We start from the raw sequence: 20,943 nt of genomic DNA, 5'->3' as shown, positions 1-20,943 counted from the left end.
GAGGAGAAACCCCGATGTCCAAACTCGAACTCAACGACGTCAATATCTACTACGACGACTTCCACGCCGTCCGCGACGTCAACATGAAGATCCCCGCCCAGGCCGTGACCGCCTTTATCGGCCCCTCCGGCTGCGGTAAGTCCACCGTGCTGCGCACGCTCAACCGCATGCACGAGGTCATCCCGAAGGCCTCCGTCAAGGGCGAGATCCTGCTCGACGGCCACAACATCTACGGCAAGAACGTCGACCCGGTCTCCGTGCGCAACACCATCGGCATGGTGTTCCAGAAAGCGAACCCGTTCCCCACGATGTCCATCGAGGACAACGTGGTCGCCGGCCTGAAGCTGTCCGGCGAGAAGGACAAGAAGAAGCTCAAGGAGGTCGCCGAGCAGTCGCTGCGCGGTGCCAACCTGTGGGACGAGGTTAAGGACCGCCTGGACAAGCCGGGCGGCGGCCTCTCCGGCGGCCAGCAGCAGCGTCTCTGCATCGCGCGCGCGATCGCTGTGCGCCCCGAGGTGCTGCTGATGGACGAGCCCTGCTCCGCGCTCGACCCGATCTCCACGCTCGCCGTGGAGGACCTCATCCACGAGCTGAAGACCGACTACACCATCGTGATCGTGACCCACAATATGCAGCAGGCTGCTCGTGTGTCTGACAAGACTGCGTTCTTCTCCCTCGAGGCCACCGGCAAGCCGGGCAACCTGGTCGAGTTCAACGACACGACCACCATCTTTGAGAACCCGGACAAGAAGGAAACCGAGGACTACATCGCTGGCCGCTTCGGCTAAAGCCTCTAGCTCCGTTTACCACTCGGCGCTCGCCGCTGCCTTTGTGTAGGGCAGCGGCGTTTTCCATGCGGCAGGGCTAGCAGCCGGGCTAACGCGGCTGAGTTAGCGCACGTTTTTGAACCGCGCCTCGATCTCGCGGAACTTCGCCTGCATATCAAACTCGCCCTCGCGCACGTACTCGTCGGGCTGAAGCCCTGTGACGAGAAACACGATGCGGTTGCCCACGTTCACGCAACGGTCGGCAAAGCGCTCGTAGTAGCGCACGAGCATCGCAAGGTCCACGGCCTCCCGCGTGCTGTACGTCCAGTCCGGCTCGGAGACCAGGTTGAGCAGGTAGGCCTTCATGTCGTCCATGCCGTCGTCAATGCTGTGCAGCTTGACGGCCTCGTCCGCGTCGGGGTGCAGCAAAAGTTCGCGGGTCTGCTCCACCATGGCGTCGGCAAGCCGGCTCATCTCCTCGATGTAGCAGATGAGCGCCTCCGGCACGACCGCGTGCGGGTGGCGGGCGCGGGTGAGCGTGGCGATGTGCATGGACAGCGCCGCCATGCGCGAGAGATTCTCCACGATGTAAATCGAGGAGAGCACTTGGCGCAGGTCGGAGGCCACGGGGCTTTCGAGTGCAAGGAGGCTCACGCTGCGCTCTTCGCAGCGCGTGCTGATCTCGCGCATGCCATCGACCGCGGTCAGGGCCTCCTCGGCCTTGCTCAGGGACTGGGTCAGCAAGCTTTCCGACGCCAACCGCATCGCCGCCTGCACCCGCTCGCAAAGCTCGAGCAAGTCAGCATTGAAGGCCTCGAGGTGCTCGCGGTAGACGGTGCGCAAGCGCACGCCCGGGGCCTTGTTGCTTGTCGACGCCCCGTCGTCCTCGCCTGCCTCGTCCCCAGACTCAGCGGGCTCAGCGGTTTCGGCGCTTGGGTTATCCGCCATTGTTTTCGATCTCTGCGCCCTGCGGGACCGATTCATCTTCGGGATCATCTAACCATCCTTCCGGCAGCGCGACTTTCGCGGAGCTTCCCTGGCGGCCGCGCGCGCTGTCTGCTTCTTCCGCCAGCTGCTGAGAATCTGCGATTGGGGCCAGCCGCTCGCGCAGCTGGGCGAGCGAGGTCACTTGCGCAAGCTCCTTGCGGAACTCGCCGCCGACCGGGAAACCGCGCAAGTACCAGCCGGTGTGCTTGCGGATGTCACGGCACGCGTGGTCCTCGCCATCGTGCGCGGCGAGCAGTTCCGCGTGACGGTAAATAATGCGCGAGACTTCCCCCAGCGTCGGCTCTGCGGGGATGGGCTCCCCGCGCAGCTGGGCACCAAGCTGGGCGAACAGCCAGGGGCGCCCAAGGCAGCCGCGCCCGACCTCCACGCCGTGGCAAGCGGTCTTATCCATCATCCGCTGCGCGTCCTCGGCAGCGAAGATGTCGCCGTTGCCGATCACCGGCACATCGGTGCCGTCCATGTGCTCGACGAGCCGGGCGATCTCGTCCCAGTGGGCCGCGCCCGAGTAGCGCTCTGCGGCAGTGCGCGCGTGGAGCGCCACGGCCGCTGCGCCCTCCTCGGCGGCGATCCGGCCTGCGTCGAGGTGGGTGTGGTGCTCGTCGTCGATACCGATGCGGAACTTCACCGTAATGGGGATACCGGAGCCCTCGGCGGCGCGTACGGCAGCACCCACGATGTTGCCAAACAAGCGGCGCTTGTAGGGGATCGCAGATCCGCCGCCCTTGCGCGTGACCTTTGGTACCGGGCAGCCAAAGTTCATGTCGACGTGGTCGGCGATGTCTTCCTCGACGATCATGCGCACTGCCTCGTACGTGAACTTCGGGTCCACGGTGTAAAGCTGCATGGAGCGTGGTGTCTCCTGCGGTGCGAAGCTGGTCATGTGCAGCGTCTTCTGATTCCGTGCCACCATCGCGCGCGCGGTGATCATCTCGCAGACGTAGAGCCCGGAGCTCGTCCCGGTGAGTTCCTGCTCAATCTCGCGGCACAGCACGCGAAAAGGCATGTTAGTCACCCCGGCCATCGGCGCGAGGATGACAGGGGAGTTCAGCTCCATATTGCCGATGCGCAGCGCGGGCGCGTCTGGCGCGCCGGGCGTACTGTGCTGAGTGGTAGTTGGGGCTGTCATAATGCCCCATTGTTCCCGGTTGTGGCGGGAAAGTGCAATTTGTGTTGCTGCGAGGTAGCCAGCGAACAAGTACACCCAAGTGGGGGTGAAAACTGGGGAGGTCCGGACGTGTGTTTCCCGGCAATCGGGCGCGCAATTCGATGCCGCACCCCCAGCTACCTGCAAAGCTGCAGATAGTCACATCATTTGCGTGCTCTGGCGGGGGTGAAAGGACGGATCTCGTAGACGTGGCAATGCAAGATAGGTCACAATACAGTGGTGTTGTTATCACCTACCGACGAATCCAAGTGAGGGATGAATATGGGTAACCGTATCGCCAATGCAAAACTGCGTGACAAGGTCATGTCCGCTGAAGAAGCGGTCCAGTTTGTCAACCATGGCGACAAGGTGGGCGTGTCCGGCTTTACCGGGGCTGGGTACCCCAAGGCCCTGCCGGGCGTCATCGCAGAAAAGGCCAAGGCTGCGCACGCCAAGGGCCAGGACTTCAGCATCGACCTCTACACGGGTGCATCCACCGCGCCGGAGTGCGACGGTGTGCTCGCAGAGGCCAACGCGCTGCGCTACCGCATGCCGTACCAGTCCGACCCGCAGATGCGTAACAAGATCAACGCTGGCGAGATGAAGTTCCAGGACATCCACCTGTCCCACTCGGGCATGATGGTGGAGCAGGGCTTCTTCGGTGACGTTGACCTGGCCATCGTGGAGGCAGTCCGCATTACTGAGGAGGGCAACATTGTCCCGTCCTCCTCCGTGGGCAACTCTGTCGAGTTCCTCAACGCCGCCAAGAAGATCATCATCGAGGTCAACGAGTGGCAGTCCGAGGACCTGGAAGGCATGCACGACATCTGGACCGTGCCGGCGCTGCCGAACCGTATCCCGATCCCGATCACCAAGTCCGGCGACCGCATCGGTACCACCTACATTGAGATTGACCCGGAGAAGGTCGTCGCTGTCGTCGAGACCAATGCCCCGGACCGCAACGCACCGTTCAAGGCCCCGGACGAGGTGTCGGAGCAGATCGCTGGCAACTTCCTCGACTTCCTGGAGAACGAGGTCAAGGCCGGCCGTCTCACCTACGACGGCTACGTCATGCAGTCCGGCGTGGGCAACGTCCCGAACGCAGTGATGGCGGGCCTGATGGACTCCAAGTTTGAGAACATCCAGGCCTACACCGAGGTTATTCAGGACGGCATGGTCGACCTGATTGACGCGGGCAAGATGACCGTCGCTTCCGCGACCTCCTTCTCCCTGTCCCCGGAGTACGCAGAGAAGATGAACGATGAGGCTGCGCGCTACCGCGAGTCCATCATCCTGCGCCCGCAGTCCATCTCCAACCACCCGGAGGTTATCCGCCGCACCGGCCTGATCGCCTCCAACGGCATGATCGAGGCGGACATCTACGGTAACGCCAACTCCACGCACATCAACGGCTCCCGCCTGATGAACGCGCTGGGTGGCTCCGGTGACTTCACCCGCAACGCGTACATCTCCTCCTTCATCTCCCCGTCGGTGGCCAAGGACGGCGCAATTTCCGCGATTGTCCCGATGGTCTCGCACGTGGATCACACGGAGCACGACGCGATGGTCTTCATTACCGAGTACGGCGTGGCAGACCTGCGCGGCCTGGCACCGCGTGATCGTGTTCAGAAGATGATCTCGATCGCTCACCCCTCCTACCGTCCGCTGCTGGAGGAGTACGTCGAGCTGGCGTCGAAGAGCAAGTACCAGGCGACCCCGCACGACCTGCGCCACGCCTTCGACTTCCACACCCGCATCCAGGAGACGGGCACGATGCAGAAGGAGGGCTAATCCCCTCAATGTAAGGCGCGCGCCCGCGTGGCCTGCCGCGATATTTGCGCAGGTGGCGCGGGCGTAGCCGCGCGTCGGTGGGGTGATTACCGCGTTACGTACGCGGCCCGCTACTATGTTGCGCATGGGCCTTTAGCTCAGTTGGTAGAGCTACGGACTTTTAATCCGCAGGTCGCGGGTTCGATCCCCGCAGGGCCCACCGTGGAAAACCTCCGGTTCCTTCAAAAAGGGAGCCGGAGGTTTTCGCGTTGCTGGGTGGGCCTTAGGACTTCACCATCCGCCGGATCGCCTGCATTGCTTCTGTCACCTTGTCATCTGCCTGCGCATCGCCCGCTGCGAGCGCGCCGGAAACGCAGTGGTGGAGGTGGTCCTCAAGAAGCGCCAGGCCAAGGTTTTCCAGCGCGGAATCAATCGCGGCAATCTGTGTGAGGATGTCGATACAGTACTTGTCCTCATCCACCATCCGGTGAATCCCCCGCACCTGCCCCTCGATGCGCTTGAGGCGAGCAAGGTAGCGGGACTTCTCCGCAAAGTATCCGTGGTGACAATCGTCGTCGTGCATGCAGACATCTTAACCGACCAGTTCCACGGCTAAGAAAGATGAAATGAACAGGCGTTTTGCTATTCTCACAGGCGATGCATTAGATTAGGTCAAGTCGCTAGCCCCCATCGTCTAGAGGCCTAGGACTCCGCCCTTTCACGGCGGCAACACGGGTTCGAATCCCGTTGGGGGTACCAGTGATTCCCCCTTTCGGTGGGAGTTGCAGTGCGATGGCCCTGTGGCGCAGTTGGTTAGCGCGCCGCCCTGTCACGGCGGAGGTCGCGGGTTCAAGTCCCGTCAGGGTCGCCAGTTTCAGAGCCAGTCTCCGCTACCCCGGAGGCTGGCTTTTTGCGTGTTCGCCGGGCCGTAAATTTTTGGTTAAATTTCCCGGACATCTGTTGCGGGCAACTGTTCAGCTTTTTACTGTGGGCTGTGATCTTGGCCATATGGTGAAAGGGACTTGAGCAATGTCGCACGTGAGGGAGAGAAGCCGTGCCGTGGCTGCGTTTGTACTCGCAGTTGCGTGCATGTTGATGTGGGTGGTGCCCGCATTTGCTACCGAGACGAGTAAGCCTGCGAGCTCGAGTACCGCGATAAGTACTGAGACGAAGACGCTGTCGAGTTCGACGACGACAACCTCGGGGGCATCCGAAGAGCGTTCAAGCCAGGGCTCTGCTGACGCAAAGGCGGCGCTGATTTTGGATGCGTCGTTTTCGATGCTTGAGGAGGATGCGGATGGCCCGCGTATTGACGCGGCGAAGAAGGCGACCCACGAGCTGATCGATTCTCTGGCGGATACGGCGCAGATGGGCTTTTTCGCTTACGGTGCGCAGGAGTCGAACGCGCCGGATAATAGGGAAGCGGGGTGCAGGGATATTCAGCGGCTTGTTCCTATCGGCGAGGTGGATAAGCAGGAGTTCGGTTCGGCTATCGACGGGCTCACGCCGAAGGGCTACACGCCGATGGGCAACGCCCTGCGTAAGGCCGCGGAGGAGCTGGGCAATGAGGGGGAGCGCTCCATCATCCTGGTCTCCGACGGCATTGATACGTGTGCGCCGCCGGAGGTGTGCGACGTGGCCAAGGAACTGGCGGGTGATGGTGTCGACCTTGCGATCCACACGGTTGGGTTTAAGGCCGACGAGGAGGCTCGTGCGGAGCTGGAGTGCATCGCGGAAGCTGGCGGCGGGCAGTTCCTCGAGGCTGCTGATGCGAGCAGCCTAGCGGAGTCGCTGAAGTTCCTCGCCCAGCGCGGCGTGGTGAAGTACCAGACGGCAGGCACGCCTTTTGAATTCTCGGATTCCCCGGAGGATGCCAAGTGGCTGGGCGAGGGCCAGTACCTGACCACGGTGACACCGGACCGCTCTGGCATTACGGACCGGTATTTCCGCACTTCTGTGCCGCCGCGTCACAACGCGCGGATGGTGTTCACCCCGGTCCTGCAGGGGGATGCCATGTGGCAACACACAGAGGTCAAGGTGGATCCGGCGGAGGGCATCAATGAGGGCGATCCGGCCTGCGGCGAGTTCCGTGGGAAAGACGAGATCGCTTCGGGTGGACCAGGTTTTGGTATTGACTCGGCGTTCGCTGCGATGAATCGGGTAGAAGAAGACCACTTGGAGTGCGACATGAGCGACATCCTGGTCAAGATCCAGATCTCCAACGCGGGCGACGAGGTAGCCGAGGATGTCCCCATCGAAGTCGGCGTCTTCTATGAGCCGATCCCCGGTAAAGAGCAGGCCGACGACTGGGAAGATCGCCGCGTGTACAGTGCCGGCGAGTTCCAGGGCGAGATGCCGATTGAGAACTCGCAGCCGATCAGCGGCGGTACGGGCTTCAACGACGCGGTGGAGATCACCGAGGGCGCATACTCCGACCATATCGTTCCCGGTGAGTTCAAGTTCTTCAAGATTCCGGTGACCTATGGGCAGCGCCCGGTGGTACGGGCAAAGACGCCGCCTTCGGTTGCAAGCAACGCTGACACCATCGCTATGGGGATCTACGACCCGCTGCGCGTCAAGGCAGCAAGTCAAAGGATGAGCTTTTTTGATGATCCGAAAGAGTCCGATCCGGAGGCCCCGAACCAGTACGTGTGGTACGGCAGCGACACCCCCTACCAGGGTGACTACTACGTCTGGTTTGGCATGGACTGGGCAACGGAAGGCTATGACATCGCGGGCGTGGATCAGCCCTTCGAGTTCGAGGTGCTCCTGGATGGCGAGCCTGCCAACGGCGGCCCGGATTGGACACCGACGCATGAGAACGGTCCCGAGCCTTCGGATGAGCCGATCAAGTTTGATGCGGCGGACAGCGCCGAAACGACGTCGGCCTCAGAAGATGAGAGCGGCGATGACCAGGAGGTCAACGCTTCGAGCGACGAGCAGGACGGCGGCTTCGGGCTGGTGCCAACGCTGCTCGGCGGGCTGTTGGTGCTGCTGCTGATCGCCGCGGCTGTGGTCTTCTTCATCGTGCGCAAGCAGCGAGGTAACTGGCAGTAGGTTGCCTGCGGTCAAACCCGGACACCGACGGACGAATACCGGAAAGGGAAATGAGCAATGTCGCATGTGAGGGAGAGAAGCCGTGCCGTGGCTGTGTTCGTACTTGCCGCCGCGTGCATGCTGATATGGGGCGCACCGGCTTTTGCGACTGAGACGGCAACGTCGACTAATCGGCCCGTGGAATCAAGCACCGCGGTGAGCACGGAGACGACAACGCTGTCGAGTTCGACTGTGCGGGCGTCGGCAAGCGAAGGCTCCGCGGACGCGAAGGCGGCGCTGATCCTGGATGCGTCATTCTCGATGCTCGAGGAGGATGCCGATGGCCCGCGTATCGACGCGGCGAAGAAGGCGACACACGAGCTGATCGATTCCCTGCCAGATACGGCGCAGATGGGCCTGTTTGCCTACGGTGCGCAGGAGTCCAACGCACCTGACAATAGGGAAAAGGGCTGCCGGGATATCCAGCGCCTTGTTCCTATCGGCGAGGTGGATAAGCAAGAGTTCGGTTCGGCTATCGACGGCCTCACGCCGAAGGGCTACACGCCGATGGGCAACGCGCTGCGCGAGGCTGCAGAAGAGCTGGGCAATGAGGGGGAGCGCTCCATCATCCTGGTCTCCGACGGCATTGATACGTGTGCGCCGCCGGAGGTGTGCGACGTGGCCAAGGAGCTGGCGGGTGATGGTGTTGACCTTGCGATCCACACGGTTGGGTTTAAGGCCGACGAGGAGGCTCGTGCGGAGCTAGAGTGCATCGCGGAAGCTGGCGGCGGGCAGTTCCTCGAGGCTGCCGACTCGGCGAGCCTTGCGGAGTCGCTGAAGTTTCTGGCCCAGCGAGGTGTGGAGAAGTACGAGACCGGCGGCACAGAGTTTGAGTTCTCGGAAACACCGGAGGGCGCGAAGTGGCTGGGCGAGGGGCAGTATCAGACGACGGTGACGCCGGACAGTGGTGCTTTGACCGACCTATACTTCCGGACCTCTGTGCCCCCTCGCCATCACGCGCGCATGATCTTCACACCGGTGTGGCAGACCGACGGTATGTGGGAAGACGGCCACCTAAAGATTGATCCGGTGGAGGTGACCAACGAGGGCGACGAGGAGTGTGGCTGGTTTCCGGTGACTCACGCCGAGTTTGTCTCTGCTGGTCCGGACTATGGAGTCGACTCTGCGGACGCTTCGGTAGAGCGCCACGACAAAGACGACTTGGAGTGCGACATGAGCGACATCCTGGTCAAGGTCCAGGTCTCTGATGTCGCAGAAAAGGTGACCGAGGACATCGCGCTCGAAGTCAGTGTGTTCTACGAACCGGTCACCAGCGAGGAGCAGGAGAGCGAGTGGGTAGATGGCCGCGTCACAAGTGCGGGCGAGTACCTGGGGGAGATGCCGATTAAGGATCCGCAGCCGATTTCCGGTGGCACTAGCTTCAACAACGCCGTAGAGATTACCGAGGGCACGTACTCCGACAACATCGTTCCCGGCGAGTTCCGGTTCTTCAAGATTCCTGTGGACTACGGGCAGCGGCCGGTAATGAACGTGAAGACGCCGGCGTCGGTTGCCCACAACGCCGATAGCTTGGGCTACGGCATCTATGACCCGCTGCGTAACGAGGTGGCAGGCTTCAGGCTGAACTTCTTCCAGGACGATGCGGAGTCAGGCCCGGAAACCCTCGGCCAGTACGTGTGGCACGGCACCCATACCCCTTACCAGGGCGAGTACTACGTCTGGTTCGGTATGGGCTGGGTGAACGAGGGCTACGACATCGCTGGTGTGGAGCAGCCCTTCGAGTTCGAGGTGGTCATGGACGGCGAGCCAGCCAACGGCGGCCCGGATTGGACGCCGACGCATGAGGACGGGCCGGAGCCCTCGGACGAGCCGATCAAGTTTGATGCGGCGGATGGCACTGCCGAGACGTCCGCTTCGCGGGAAGAGAGCGACGGTGACGAAGAGGTCAACGCCGCAAATCACGAGCAGGACGGCGGCTTCGGTCTCGTCCCGACGCTGCTCGGTGGCGTGCTCGTGTTGCTGCTGATCGCCGCGGCCGTGGTCTTCTTCGCCGTGCGCAAGCAGCGTGGTAACTGATAGCTGGTTTTGTATAGGGGAGAACAAGACAGCTGTTGCACAAGCGTGGATCCACTTTTAGTGTGGCTTGTGAGCCTAGTAACAATGCAGACAGGAGTTGAACAATGTCGCACACGCGGAGGGGGAGTCACGCCGTAGCAGCGCTCGTGCTTGCTGTCGCGTGCATGCTGATGTGGGTAGCACCCGCAATCGCGACGGAAACGGCCACCTCGCCGGCGACGTCGAGTACGGCGATCAGTACGGAAACGAAGACGGTTCCGGGGGCGACGACGCGGGCGTCGGCAAGCGAAGGCTCCGTCGACGCGAAAGCGGCGCTAATTCTCGACGCCTCCTTCTCCATGGTTGAGGAGGACGCCGACGGGCCGCGTATCGACGCGGCGAAGAAGGCGACGCACGAGCTGATCGACTCTCTGCCGGATACCGCCAACATTGGCCTGCTCACTTATGGGGCGCAGGAGTCGAACGCGCCGGACAATCGTGAAAAGGGCTGCCGGGACATTCAGACGCTCGTGCCGGTGGGCTCGCTGGACAGGCAGGAATTCGGTTCGGCTATCGACGGGCTGACGCCGAAGGGCTACACGCCGATGGGCAACGCGCTGCGCAAGGCCGCGGAGGAGCTGGGCAATGAGGGGGAGCGCTCGATCATCCTGGTCTCTGACGGGATTGACTCCTGTGCGCCGCCGGAGGTCTGCGATGTGGCCAAGGAGCTGGCAGGGCAGGGTGTGGACCTTGCTATCCACACCGTTGGGTTCAAGGCGGACGAGAAGGCTCGTGCGGAGCTGGAGTGCATCGCCGAGGCTGGCGGCGGGCAGTTCCTCGAGGCCGCTGACGCCGGGAGCCTGGCCGAATCGCTGAAGTTCCTCGCCCAGCGCGGGGTGGACACTTATAAGGCTGACGGAACGCCCTTCGAGTTTGCGGACAGCCCGGAAGACGCGAAGTGGCTGGGCGAAGGGCAATACCGGACGAAGATCCCGGCCGATGCAAACTCTGAGCAGAATCAATACTTCCGTCTCTCCATCCCGCCACGCCACCATGGTCACGTTGTGGTGACGCCGATGTGGCAAACAGATGGCGACTGGGACTGGTCCGCCGCGAAGGTCGAAATTGGGGACGTGACAAATGAAGGCGAGGAAAACTGCGGGTTCCTCTCCGCACCCGTCACCGCGAGGCAGATGCACGGAAGGACGCACCCCGGTGGCTTCGCAATGAAACGGGACCACGGAACGAGCCTCGATTGCGATATGAGCGACATCCTTGTGACCACACAGCTTTCCGGTGTGGACGATGCAGCACCGGAAGGTGTAGACGTCGAGGTGCAGGTGTTTTACGAGCCGGTCGCGGATGAGGCGCAGGAAAAGGAGTGGGAAGCAAACCCGCTCGCCCAGCCCAGCGAGTATTCGGGCGAGCTGAAGGTGGAAAACCCGCAGCCGCTCAACGGCGGCACAAGCTTTAACGATGCCGTAGAGATCACGGAGGGCTCCTACTCCGGCGTGATCGTGCCTGGTGAGTACCGCTATTACAAGATCCCCGTATCCAACGGGCAGCGCCCCGTTGTGACTGTGAAGTCAGGAAAATCGCTTACGGGTGCCGCTGGGAATATCAAGTTCGGGGTGATGGATCCACTGCGCCACGATCGTGCCCAGTCCTCGCTGGGGCTCCACGGCGAAGAAAACCAAGAGGGGCCGATCGCCCCGCCAGCGCGCGTCTGGCCTGGGATCGAGGCACCCTACCAGGGCGACTACTACATCTGGTTCAGCCAGGATTGGGTCTACGGTAACACAGCACCTACCGGCGTGGAGCAACCCTACGAGTTTGCGGTCGCCCTCGACGGCGAGCCGGCCGAAGGTGGGCCGGACTGGGTGCCCACCAGCGATCCGGGGCCGGAGCCGGCGGACGAGCCGATCAAGTTTGACGCGGCGTCCGAGAGCGAAACCGAAAGCACCGCGGAGAGTACGGCTGCCGATGAGGTCTACACCGAAGCCCAGGGCAAGGACGACGAATCTGGCGGCTTCGGATTGGTGCCGATGCTGCTCGGCGGGGCAGTGGTGCTTCTGCTGATTGCAGCTGTGGTGGCACTGGTGCTGCGCCGCAAGTCGAGCGACAGCTGGCAGTAGCGGGTGTGTGCTCTACTGCTTACCTGGCCATCCCGATGGGGGCCAGGTACGCGGGAGGCTCAGAGGTCGACGTCTCCTTTGGTCAAGATTCCGCAGTTGAATCCTGTGTTTTGTCTCACGATTTATGAAATGATAATTATTTGACACAGGTCGAGCGGAAAGTGAGCTTGGCCAATTGTGGAATTGAGGCATAAGGCAGTTAGAGGAAGAGCTGAAAGGATATCGATGGATAGGGCCTCTGAACAACCGCATTCGCGACGTAAATTCTCATCTGCGTGGCCGGTGAAGGACTTGCCGGTGGCGGCGTATCCGCTTGGTGGCGAATCCGAGCAGGACGACGATGCAAGTGCTCTGCGAGGAGCCGAGCCGCAGCCGAGAGCAGTGTGGCGCTTCTTTCTCTACAGTGCGATTGGCCTTTTTGCATTCTTCGTGCCGTTTTCTATCAACGGCTCTAGCTCAACGATTCTTCTCGACCACATTGTCACCTGGATCACGGAAACTCTCGGCCAGGGCACTCGGTATCTGGCACTCCTCGCCATTGTCGTGGGCACGGTGTACCAGTTCGTTTCGGGACGATGGAAAGAAGACTATGCACGCATGGTTTTTGCTTTCCTTTCGGTGGTAGCAATTGTGTTGTGCGCGATGGTCACATTTGGTGTGGGGCCGGCCTGGCTACTTAATCCCGATATTGGGCCGTTTGTTTTGGATAAACTCGTCATTTCCGTCGGGATGCTTATCCCCGTTGGAGCTGTTTTTCTCGGCTTACTTGTGGGCTTCGGTCTGATGGAATTCATCGGCCTGATGGTTCAACCCTTTATGCGACCGGTATTCCGAACCCCGGGTAAATCCGCAGTCGACGCGGTGGCTTCATTTCTTGGGTCGTATTCACTCGGTCTGCTGATCACGGACCGCATGTACAAGAACGGTAGCTACAACGGCCGTGAAGCTGCGATTGTTGTATCGGGATTCTCCACTGTATCTGCCACGTTTATGGTGATTCTGGCGAAAACGCTGGACATGATGGAGTACTGGAACATCTATTTCCTTGTCGCATTCATCATTACTTTTATCGTCACGGCGATCATCGTGCGCATCCCTCCAATCAGTCGCATTCCGGAGGACTATTACCCGGGGGCCGAGCCTCACCCGGAAAAGGAGATTACTGGCAACCGTATGAAGGCCGCGTGGCGTGAAGCGAAGCTGGAACTCGAGCGCGCGGATTCCTTGGTCAAAGTCTTGTGGGCGAACTTCCGTGACGGCCTGACGATGGCTGTACAGGTAACGCCGGGAATCATGTCTGTAGGCGTGATCGGGCTTTTGCTCGCTACCTATACTCCGGTGTTTAAAGCGCTGGGTATTGTGTTCTACCCAGTCGTGTGGCTTCTTCAGCTACCGGACCCGTGGGCAACTTCCGGGGCCTTGGCAACTGGTCTTGCGGAGATGTTCCTCCCCGCAACGCTAGTAGCGGGTTCCGGGGATATGGTGTTGAAGTTCACCATCGCAGTAGTTTCCGTGAGTCAGATTTTCTTCTTCTCGGCGATGGTGCCTGCGGTTCTCGCTACCGATATTCCCCTCAACATTGTGAAGATGGTCATCATCTGGTTCATCCGCGTCGTACTCACTGTGCTCATTACGGTGCCTGTAGCACTCCTGCTTTTCTAGGCACCGACTTTGCACTCGAGGGGACTTTAGCGGGACGTTTTAGCCGCCATAACCGCATCGTTAATAAGCCGCGCTGCGGCTTTAGCGGTGCGGTTATCCACATCGAAAGCAGGGTTGAGCTCGACTACATCCAAAAGTGCCACCCGGCCGGTAGCGGCGACAGCAGAGACCATAGCGCGAAGTGCGGCGAACTCCACCCCAAAGGATGCGGGGGCAGAAACACCTGGAGCGACTGCGGCGGGTAAAACATCCAAGTCAATGGATAAATGAATCGGGCGGTTCCCGCTCACGGCCGTGAGCGCGCGTTCGATGGCTTCGCGGATGCTCAGTTCCGCGAGCTCAGTGTCTAACACGGTGTTGACCCCAAGCTGGTCAGCGGTATCAAAAAGCGTCGACGTGTTGTTCGGGCGGGAGATACCGAACACTGAGTAGTCAAAATCGCTTCCTACGAGGTCCGCGATTTGCCGGAATGGAGTGCCAGAGGTTGGCCGATCCGCGGCGCGGAGATCAAAGTGTGCGTCGAAATTGAGTACCTGCATCGGCCCGATCGCTTCATAAGCGCCGCGGTGCGTGGCGAACGATGTTTCGTGTCCGCCGCCAAGTACCACCGTCATGCCTGCGTCGCCTTGCGCGCTAACCAGCTCGCGTACGTGGTCCGAGAGTTCGCGTTGGGCGACTTCGAGGTCGTTTTGCTGAGTGGTGACGGTGCCGACGTCGATGAGTTGGCACTGTTGGTGGACGGCGAGAGATCCGAGTGCGCTTCGAAGGGCCGCGGGGCCTTCGGCTGCGCCTTGACGGCCCCCATTCCGCTCAACGCCCTCATCGGAGGCGAACCCGATGAGGTGCACGGCGCCAGCCGAAGGCTGTGTAGAGGTCTCAACGACGCTATGCCATCGTGCGTGCTCGGGTCCAGGACCGTCGTCGCGTCCGGTCCAAGCGGGGGCAGGGGAGAACAGAGGAGCGGTTACAGTGTTCATGCGTCCCAAGCCTAGCGTCGATGCATACTGGGCATGATGAAAAAACGACAAGTCCCAGCTGCGCATAACGTTCTGCGCATTCTCGCTTTGCTGTCTGCTACTGATATTCCAATCTCCGCGTCACGCATCCAGCGGGAGCTTGACCTGCCGCGTTCGACCACCTACCACTTGTTGCGTGAGTTGGAGGATTCTGGTTTTGTCGTGCGCTTAGAATCGGCTGGTACGTACGGGCTGGGGTTGGCGTCTTACCGTATGGCGCAGGCGTACACCACACAGCAGCCATTGGTGCGGCTCGCGACGAGTCCGCTCGAACGGATCGCGGCGATCGCTGGTGGCTCGTCTCACTTGTCGCGTCTTGCTGGCTCGGAAATCGTGTATTTGCACGAAGTTCGTTCGCCGGGCGCCGTATCCCTGGTGACTGAAGTAGGGGTCCGCTTGTCCGCGCTGTCTACCGCCTCGGGCCGAATCATGTTGGCGCATTTGCCAGAGACAGAGCTACGAGCTGTCTTCAATTCTTCGGGTGAGCGACTCCGCTTTCGAGACTACAAAGAAGAACTTGCTGCTTATCGACGCCAAGGGTGGGCTAGCGAGCGTGAAGAAGTATCCCGAGGGCAGGAGTCTGTTGCGGTGGCGGTACTTGATCACCTGGAGCGACCGGCCGCAGCGCTTGCGGTCACATTTTCTGTAGGTACTGCGAATGCAGAGCAGCTTGCGTTAGAACTACGGCATGCGGCTGCGCGCCTACAAGCACACTTTTTCGGCGAGTTATGACATGGACCACAACGCTGATCTAGTATTGCGCACATGACTTCAGTGCAAAAAGTTTCAGTTGGAATCGGCCCCCTTTCTATTGAGGAGGTGGTCGCCGTAGCACGTTACGGTGCAGAGGTCGTTATTGATGCGGATGCAGTGGAGGAGATAGGCAGAACGCGGACCAGGATTGAGGAGCTCGCTGCTGACCCGACCCCGGTTTATGGTGTGTCCACTGGTTTTGGTGCCTTGGCGACGCGTCATATCCCCGAAGACCGACGCGAACAACTGCAAGTTTCCCTTGTTCGCTCTCATGCCGCTGGCTCTGGCCCCGAAGTTGAAGAAGAAGTCGTCCGCGCGATGATGCTGTTGCGTCTGTCTACTCTGTGTACAGGACGCACCGGGGTGCGACCGGTTGTTGCGGAAACCTATGCGGCTGCGCTCAATGCAGGGATTACGCCGGTCGTGCGTGAATACGGATCGCTCGGTTGCTCAGGCGACTTGGCACCTCTGGCACACTGTGCGCTTGCTCTACTGGGCGAGGGGGAAGTACGGGTCCGCGGAGGTGAGGCGATCGAGGCGAGCGAAGCACTCGCTGCTGCCGGGATCGAGCCGCTCCGCCTGCGGGAGAAGGAAGGCCTGGCACTCATTAACGGAACGGACGGGATGCTTGGCATGCTCTGTTTGGCGATCACGGATTTGCGCGAGGCTGCCAAAGTATCAGACATCGCCACCGCCATGGCGGTAGAAGGACTCGCCGGAACACTCGCTGTGTTTGATGAGGACCTCCAAGAGCTCCGTCCTCACCCGGGGCAAGCTGACGCTGCATACAACATTCGCACCGTTGCCGCAGGCTCGCAGATTCTCGAATCCGCGCACGAGGAGTTCAAATCCACGCGCGTGCAGGATGCGTACTCAGTCCGCTGTAGCCCGCAGGTGGCAGGCGGTTTGCGCGATACGCTTGAGCATGTCACCACTGTGGCCGAGCGTGAACTTGCTTCCGCGATTGACAATCCGGTGGTGGCGAAGGATGGTCGAGTATCGTCCAATGGAAATTTCCATGGGGCGCCGGTGGCCTATGCGCTTGATTTTTTGGCCATTGTGGTCGCGGACCTGGCGTCGATAAGCGAACGCCGCTCTGATCGCTTTCTTGACCCCGCCCGTAACCGGGGGCTCAACGCGTTTTTGGCGAGCGATCCGGGGGTGGATTCTGGGCATATGATTGCCCAGTACACGCAGGCTGGCATCGTCAGCGAGCTGAAGCGAAACGCGGCACCCGCGTCTGCTGATTCGATCCCATCGTCTGCAATGCAGGAGGACCATGTGTCCATGGGGTGGGCGGCTGGTCGAAAGCTGCGTCGCAGTGTGGATGGGCTGCAGCGGGTGCTTGCGATTGAGATGCTCACTGCTGCCCGCGCCATCGACATGCGTACCGGAGCGCCCGCCAGTGGAACGGCTGCCGCGCTAGGCGCGCTTCGTCAGCGCGTTGATGGCCCGGCGACTGATCGCTTCCTCGCCCCGGAGATTGCTTCTTCCGTTGAGCTGGTTAAAGGCGGAGACATTGTTGCTGCGGTGGAGGCCGCAGTGGGTGAACTGCGGTAGTGGGCACGGCACTTCGGGCGAAGTCGCTGACGTGGGCTGGCTATATCAGCAAGGGAAAGCTCTGTCTCGTATCCCAGACATATAGCTGATTTCCGCCATTGTGAGCCACGCAATACTTCTTAGGCTGTTACCTACACCATAGTTCAGCAAGGAATGTGATTGGAGGCTCACAATGGCTGGCCGTTACCCGAATGGTGACTTCTACGACTTCGAAAGCGAACTCCCTGCAGAAGAGAAGGAGATTCTCTACCGCGTCCGCGAGTGGACGCAGGAGAAAGTGCTCCCGATTGCAGTGGACTACTGGAACCGCTCAGAATTTCCCCATGAGTTGCTCCCGTCGATTGGGGAGCTCAACATCATCAGCCTGGTGCGTGGCCAAGGTCGCTCCCGGCTGCTCGCTGGTCTAGTAGCAGCGGAGATTCATCGCGCCGACGGTTCGGTCGGCACATTTTTCTCGGGGCAAGATGGACTGTTCACGGGAAGCATTGAGCTCCTAGGCTCCGAGGAGCAGAAAGAACGCTGGCTCGACGACTTGTATGCCGTGCGCAAGACGGGTGTGCTGGCAATCACCGAGCCGGAGGCAGGCTCCGATGTCGCTCAAGGCATGCGAACCACTGCCAAGAAGGTTGATGGCGGGTGGATCCTGAACGGCGCAAAACGTTGGATTGGGAACGCTACCTTCTCCGACTACGTCGCGGTATATGCCCGCGACCCTGAGGATGAGCAGGTGAAGGGCTTCATCGTGGATACCTCGGCTGAAGGCTACAAGGCGACCTTGATGGAAAACCGCATTGCTATTCGTGCAGTGCAGAACGCCGACATCACCCTTGACAACGTGTTCGTGCCAGATAGCGACAAGCTGGAGGGGGCAAATTCCTTCAAGGACATCAACAAAGTGTTTAAGAGCGCACGCTCTACGGTGGGATGGCAGGCCGTCGGTACGCAAATGGGCGCGCTCGATGTCGCTCTTGGCTACGCGGACGAGCGTATGCAGTTTGGCAGGAAGATCTCTTCATTCCAGCTCAACCAGGACAAGCTTGCCACGATGCAGGGCAACTTGGTCGCGAGCGAGTCCATGATGGCCCAGCTGGCGCGCATGGAAGAGCGAGGGTCGGCAAACAACGAACAGTCCGCGCTAGCGAAAGCATTCACGTCCAAGCTGATGCGCGAGACTGTGGCGCTTGGCCGCGAAATTATGGGCGGCAACGGTCTTATCTCCGACTATCGCATGGCGAAGATCTTCAACGATGCCGAGGCTATCTACTCCTATGAGGGAACCTACGACATCAACCAGCTCATCGTTGGCCGCTCGATCACCGGTGAATCCGCATTTGTTTAGGGGAGTGTAAAACATGAACGCACCACTTTCTGGTATCCGTGTTCTTGATCTTTCTCGGGTGCTCGCAGGGCCATTCTGCTCGATGATCTTGGCTGATCTTGGTGCGGAAGTCATCAAGGTTGAGTCCCCGTGGGGTGATGATTCACGTCAATTCGGACCGTTTGTTGAGGGCAAGTCTGCGTACTACCGCCTATTTAATCGCTCCAAATTGGGTATTACGTTGGACTTCAAGAATGAAGACGATAAGGAAGTCCTCCGGGATCTCGTACGGCGCGCTGATGTCGTCGTCGAGAATTTTCGTCCCGGTGTGCTGGAAAAGCTCGGCCTCGCACCGGCGGAGTTGCTCAAAGTTAATCCGCGCCTCGTGATCACCAGTATTTCCGGCTTCGGGCAAACGGGTTCGCTTGCAAAGGAACCGGCGTATGACCTAGTTGCGCAGGCGATGAGTGGACTGATGTCTATCACCGGGTGGCCGAACAGCAAGCCCACGCGAGTAGGGGTCTCCCTCGGTGACATCATCCCGGGCCTCTACGCTGCCCTCGGCACAATTTCTGCGCTTTACCAGCGAGAGTCCTCTGGAAAGGGGCAGCATCTTGACCTCGCCATGTATGACTCGCTGATCTCCGTCATGGAATCTGTGGGCATGCGCGCGCTTTACGACGAGTCGCCGCCCACCCGCATCGGCAACGATCACGGCCTTTCTGCCCCCTTCTCGACCTACGCCACCAAAGACGGCGACGTAGTCATTGCGATTACGACGAATCGACTGTTTGAACGGCTCGCTACAGCTTTAGGGATGCCGGAGCTGGCCACTGACCACCGCTTTGCCGAACCAGTTGCTCGTTCCGAAAACAGGGTTGCGTTGCGCGAGCTGATTGAAGAAGCCCTGAGTACAAAAACCCGATCAGAAACCATCGCATTGTTCGAGGAGTATGGAGTACCTACCGCGCGGGTCTACGAACTGGATGAGGCATTGCGCAGCCCCTTCGCCAAGGAGCGCGGTGTGATCGCAGAAGAGACAGACGGGTTTCGCACCCTTGCTACGCCGCTCAAGCTGGACGGGATGGAAGCGCCGAATCCAGCACCGACGCTTGGACAGCACAATGACTGTATTGAGGGCTGGCTGAGCGAAGAGCTGCGCACTGGACAGGTCCCGTAAAGGAGTAGCATCATGAATAATTCTCAGGAGCAGCACCGAGGCGGGAGTACACGTCGCATCGTTGGCGCAAAAGTAATCGCAGTTCCTTCCCTTCCGCCTGAGCGAGAAACGGGTGGCACTGAACCAAAGAATAAATGGAGGTTTTTCCTCTATAGCGCAATTGGGTCGTTCGCCTTCTTTGTTCCATTTACAGTCGGCGAAAATAATACGATCCTGCTAGACCACATTGTCACGTGGTTGCAAGGCTCGCTCAGCGGTGCACTGCCGTACATCACTTTCGTCATGATCACGGCAGGGGCGATCTACCAATTCGCCTCAGGTAAGTGGCGTGAGGATGTCGCAAGGATGGTTTTTGCGTTCCTCTCTGCGTTTGCCGTGCTGCTGTGCGCGATGCTCGTCTTTGGCTTCGGGCCGGCCTTCCTCTTCGATGAACGCCTCGGTCCGTTTATCCTCAACAAACTCGTAATTCCCGTAGGCCTACTCATCCCGGTAGGCGCGGTCTTTCTTGGACTACTCGTTGGCTTTGGCCTCATGGAGTTCATCGGCGTGATGGTGCAGCGCTTTATGCGGCCGGTGTATCGCACTCCGGGTAAGTCTGCGGTGGACGCCGTCGCCTCGTTCTTAGGGTCGTATTCTTTGGGGCTGCTGATTACCAACCGTGTGTATCGGACCGGTGGGTACACAGCGAGGGAAGCGTCCATTATTGCAGCGGGATTCTCTACGGCATCGGCCACTTTCATGGTGGTGGTGGCACGCACCCTTGACCTTATGCACATTTGGGGCGTGTATTTCGCAGTAACGCTGATCGTGTGTTTCTTGGTGACAGCCGTTGTCGTGCGTATCCCTCCATTGAGCACAATCCCCGATGAATACTATCCGGGTGCTACTCCGCAGCCAGAGGAGAAAGTCGAAGGAAAACTTGTCTCTGCAGCATGGCGTGAAGCAAAGGCGTTCTTGGCGCAGGCGGAGTCGCTGCCAAAAACGATCTGGCGCAACTTCAAAGATGGCGTGCTTATGACCATCCAGGTCATCCCAGGCATTATGTCCGTCGGCATCATCGGTCTCGCGCTGGCGTTTTATACCCCAGTGTTTCGAATCCTCGGTGTGCTGTTCTACCCGCTCGCATGGGCGGGGCAGTTGCCTGATCCGTGGCTTGCATCCGAAGCTTTCGCTATTGGGCTCTCAGAGCTTTTCCTCCCCGCGACGCTGGTAGCCGACAGCGAATCTGATGTCTTGCGCTTCACCGTAGGCGTGGTGTCTATCAGTCAAGTGTTTTTCTTCTCTTCCATGATTCCGGCAGTACTAGCGACAGAGATTCCGTTGAAGATTAGCCACATGGTGATCATTTGGTTCCAGCGTGTGGTGCTCTCCATCATCCTGACCCTGCCCCTGGCGTACCTGATCTTCTAACCCCGGAATGAGTCTCGTATGCGAGACATACCACTGTAATACCCGCTTCAAACCGATTGTGATGGCCGTTACTATCGGGTCATCAGATCGATGAGGCAACAAGAAAGG

General features: G+C 60.1%; 15 protein-coding genes and 3 tRNA genes. 14 read left to right on the top strand and 4 right to left on the bottom strand.

Going from position 1 to position 20,943, the window contains the following annotated elements:
• Nucleotides 1-14: 14 nt before the first annotated feature.
• Entirely contained in the window at nt 15-788 is a 774-nt protein-coding gene (gene pstB, locus CIMIT_RS09750; protein WP_038592284.1) for a phosphate ABC transporter ATP-binding protein PstB, read from the top strand.
• A gap of 102 nt (nt 789-890) precedes the next feature.
• On the opposite strand, the gene CIMIT_RS09745 is transcribed toward pstB, so the two are convergent.
• Both CIMIT_RS09745 and dusB read right to left on the bottom strand, forming a co-directional pair.
• The gene (locus tag CIMIT_RS09745) at nt 891-1,715 is read right to left on the bottom strand and encodes a phosphate signaling complex PhoU family protein (protein WP_328286424.1); all 825 of its coding nucleotides are present in this window, start codon (nt 1,713-1,715) and stop codon (nt 891-893) included.
• Nucleotides 1,705-2,901, bottom strand: coding sequence for a tRNA dihydrouridine synthase DusB (gene dusB / locus CIMIT_RS09740; RefSeq protein ID WP_169713232.1), 1,197 nt, complete (start codon nt 2,899-2,901; stop codon nt 1,705-1,707). Before dusB ends, CIMIT_RS09745 begins: the two co-directional genes overlap by 11 nt.
• Nucleotides 2,902-3,201: 300 nt before the next feature.
• Between dusB and CIMIT_RS09735 the strand changes: the two genes are divergently transcribed.
• Together CIMIT_RS09735 and CIMIT_RS09730 are read left to right on the top strand one after the other, a co-directional pair.
• A complete protein-coding gene (locus CIMIT_RS09735; protein WP_038592279.1) occupies nt 3,202-4,710 on the top strand; it encodes an acetyl-CoA hydrolase/transferase family protein in 1,509 nt (502 codons plus the stop codon).
• Nucleotides 4,711-4,836: 126 nt separating this feature from the next.
• Nucleotides 4,837-4,909, top strand: a tRNA-Lys gene (locus CIMIT_RS09730).
• A 63-nt stretch (nt 4,910-4,972) separates the two neighbouring features.
• On the opposite strand, the gene CIMIT_RS09725 is transcribed toward CIMIT_RS09730, so the two are convergent.
• On the bottom strand, nt 4,973-5,272 hold the full coding sequence (locus CIMIT_RS09725; RefSeq protein WP_038592276.1) for a metal-sensitive transcriptional regulator: 300 nt from the start codon (nt 5,270-5,272) through the stop codon (nt 4,973-4,975).
• Between the two features lie 100 nt (nt 5,273-5,372).
• On the opposite strand from CIMIT_RS09725, the gene CIMIT_RS09720 reads away from it, so the two are divergent.
• The 6 genes from CIMIT_RS09720 (at nt 5,373) to CIMIT_RS09690 (ending at nt 13,598) form a co-directional block, all read left to right on the top strand.
• Nucleotides 5,373-5,448: transfer RNA gene (locus CIMIT_RS09720), tRNA-Glu, on the top strand.
• A gap of 35 nt (nt 5,449-5,483) precedes the next feature.
• Nucleotides 5,484-5,560 (top strand) — tRNA-Asp (locus tag CIMIT_RS09715).
• A gap of 188 nt (nt 5,561-5,748) precedes the next feature.
• Nucleotides 5,749-7,746: a vWA domain-containing protein gene (locus tag CIMIT_RS09710; protein WP_157727817.1), complete on the top strand. Its 1,998-nt coding sequence runs from the start codon at nt 5,749-5,751 to the stop codon at nt 7,744-7,746.
• Between the two features lie 87 nt (nt 7,747-7,833).
• The gene (locus tag CIMIT_RS09705) at nt 7,834-9,822 is read left to right on the top strand and encodes a vWA domain-containing protein (RefSeq protein ID WP_157727816.1); all 1,989 of its coding nucleotides are present in this window, start codon (nt 7,834-7,836) and stop codon (nt 9,820-9,822) included.
• Nucleotides 9,823-9,986: 164 nt separating this feature from the next.
• Nucleotides 9,987-11,936, top strand: a complete 1,950-nt coding sequence (locus tag CIMIT_RS09695) for a vWA domain-containing protein (protein ID WP_157727815.1) — start codon at nt 9,987-9,989, stop codon at nt 11,934-11,936.
• A 225-nt stretch (nt 11,937-12,161) separates the two neighbouring features.
• A complete protein-coding gene (locus tag CIMIT_RS09690) occupies nt 12,162-13,598 on the top strand; it encodes a YjiH family protein (protein WP_084674341.1) in 1,437 nt (478 codons plus the stop codon).
• 26 nt (nt 13,599-13,624) lie between these two features.
• Here the strand turns inward: CIMIT_RS09690 and hutG are convergent, their stop codons facing one another.
• The gene (gene hutG / locus CIMIT_RS09685) at nt 13,625-14,575 is read right to left on the bottom strand and encodes a formimidoylglutamase (protein ID WP_038594667.1); all 951 of its coding nucleotides are present in this window, start codon (nt 14,573-14,575) and stop codon (nt 13,625-13,627) included.
• A 36-nt stretch (nt 14,576-14,611) separates the two neighbouring features.
• Between hutG and CIMIT_RS12430 the strand changes: the two genes are divergently transcribed.
• The 5 genes from CIMIT_RS12430 (at nt 14,612) to CIMIT_RS09665 (ending at nt 20,835) form a co-directional block, all read left to right on the top strand.
• Nucleotides 14,612-15,346 carry an IclR family transcriptional regulator gene (locus CIMIT_RS12430; RefSeq protein ID WP_084674422.1) on the top strand — a complete coding sequence of 245 codons (735 nt, stop codon included), beginning with the start codon at nt 14,612-14,614 and terminating at the stop codon, nt 15,344-15,346.
• A gap of 33 nt (nt 15,347-15,379) precedes the next feature.
• Nucleotides 15,380-16,927, top strand: a complete 1,548-nt coding sequence (gene hutH, locus CIMIT_RS09680; RefSeq protein ID WP_038592266.1) for a histidine ammonia-lyase — start codon at nt 15,380-15,382, stop codon at nt 16,925-16,927.
• Between the two features lie 172 nt (nt 16,928-17,099).
• A complete protein-coding gene (locus CIMIT_RS09675) occupies nt 17,100-18,266 on the top strand; it encodes an acyl-CoA dehydrogenase family protein (protein ID WP_038592263.1) in 1,167 nt (388 codons plus the stop codon).
• A gap of 13 nt (nt 18,267-18,279) precedes the next feature.
• A complete protein-coding gene (locus CIMIT_RS09670) occupies nt 18,280-19,425 on the top strand; it encodes a CaiB/BaiF CoA transferase family protein (protein ID WP_084674340.1) in 1,146 nt (381 codons plus the stop codon).
• Nucleotides 19,426-19,437: 12 nt separating this feature from the next.
• The gene (locus CIMIT_RS09665) at nt 19,438-20,835 is read left to right on the top strand and encodes a YjiH family protein (RefSeq protein ID WP_144311843.1); all 1,398 of its coding nucleotides are present in this window, start codon (nt 19,438-19,440) and stop codon (nt 20,833-20,835) included.
• The last annotated feature ends 108 nt before the right edge of the window (nt 20,836-20,943 follow it).

Origin of the sequence: Corynebacterium imitans (assembly GCF_000739455.1) — a bacterium.
In the GTDB taxonomy this organism is placed as follows: Bacteria; Actinomycetota; Actinomycetes; order Mycobacteriales; family Mycobacteriaceae; genus Corynebacterium; species Corynebacterium imitans.
Note: the sequence above shows the minus strand (reverse complement) of the source record. Positions and strands in the feature narration are given on the sequence as shown.

Coding starts and splice junctions, on each gene's coding strand:
- CIMIT_RS09695 (WP_157727815.1), top strand. CDS start 9,987: ATGCTGATGTGGGTAGCACCCGCAATCGCGACGGAAACGGCCACCTCG.
- hutG (WP_038594667.1), bottom strand. CDS start 14,575: ATGAACACTGTAACCGCTCCTCTGTTCTCCCCTGCCCCCGCTTGGACC.
- CIMIT_RS09745 (WP_328286424.1), bottom strand. CDS start 1,715: ATGGCGGATAACCCAAGCGCCGAAACCGCTGAGCCCGCTGAGTCTGGG.
- CIMIT_RS09670 (WP_084674340.1), top strand. CDS start 18,280: ATGAACGCACCACTTTCTGGTATCCGTGTTCTTGATCTTTCTCGGGTG.
- CIMIT_RS12430 (WP_084674422.1), top strand. CDS start 14,612: ATGAAAAAACGACAAGTCCCAGCTGCGCATAACGTTCTGCGCATTCTC.
- CIMIT_RS09675 (WP_038592263.1), top strand. CDS start 17,100: ATGGCTGGCCGTTACCCGAATGGTGACTTCTACGACTTCGAAAGCGAA.
- dusB (WP_169713232.1), bottom strand. CDS start 2,901: ATGACAGCCCCAACTACCACTCAGCACAGTACGCCCGGCGCGCCAGAC.
- CIMIT_RS09725 (WP_038592276.1), bottom strand. CDS start 5,272: ATGCACGACGACGATTGTCACCACGGATACTTTGCGGAGAAGTCCCGC.
- CIMIT_RS09665 (WP_144311843.1), top strand. CDS start 19,438: ATGAATAATTCTCAGGAGCAGCACCGAGGCGGGAGTACACGTCGCATC.
- CIMIT_RS09735 (WP_038592279.1), top strand. CDS start 3,202: ATGGGTAACCGTATCGCCAATGCAAAACTGCGTGACAAGGTCATGTCC.
- pstB (WP_038592284.1), top strand. CDS start 15: ATGTCCAAACTCGAACTCAACGACGTCAATATCTACTACGACGACTTC.
- CIMIT_RS09690 (WP_084674341.1), top strand. CDS start 12,162: ATGGATAGGGCCTCTGAACAACCGCATTCGCGACGTAAATTCTCATCT.
- hutH (WP_038592266.1), top strand. CDS start 15,380: ATGACTTCAGTGCAAAAAGTTTCAGTTGGAATCGGCCCCCTTTCTATT.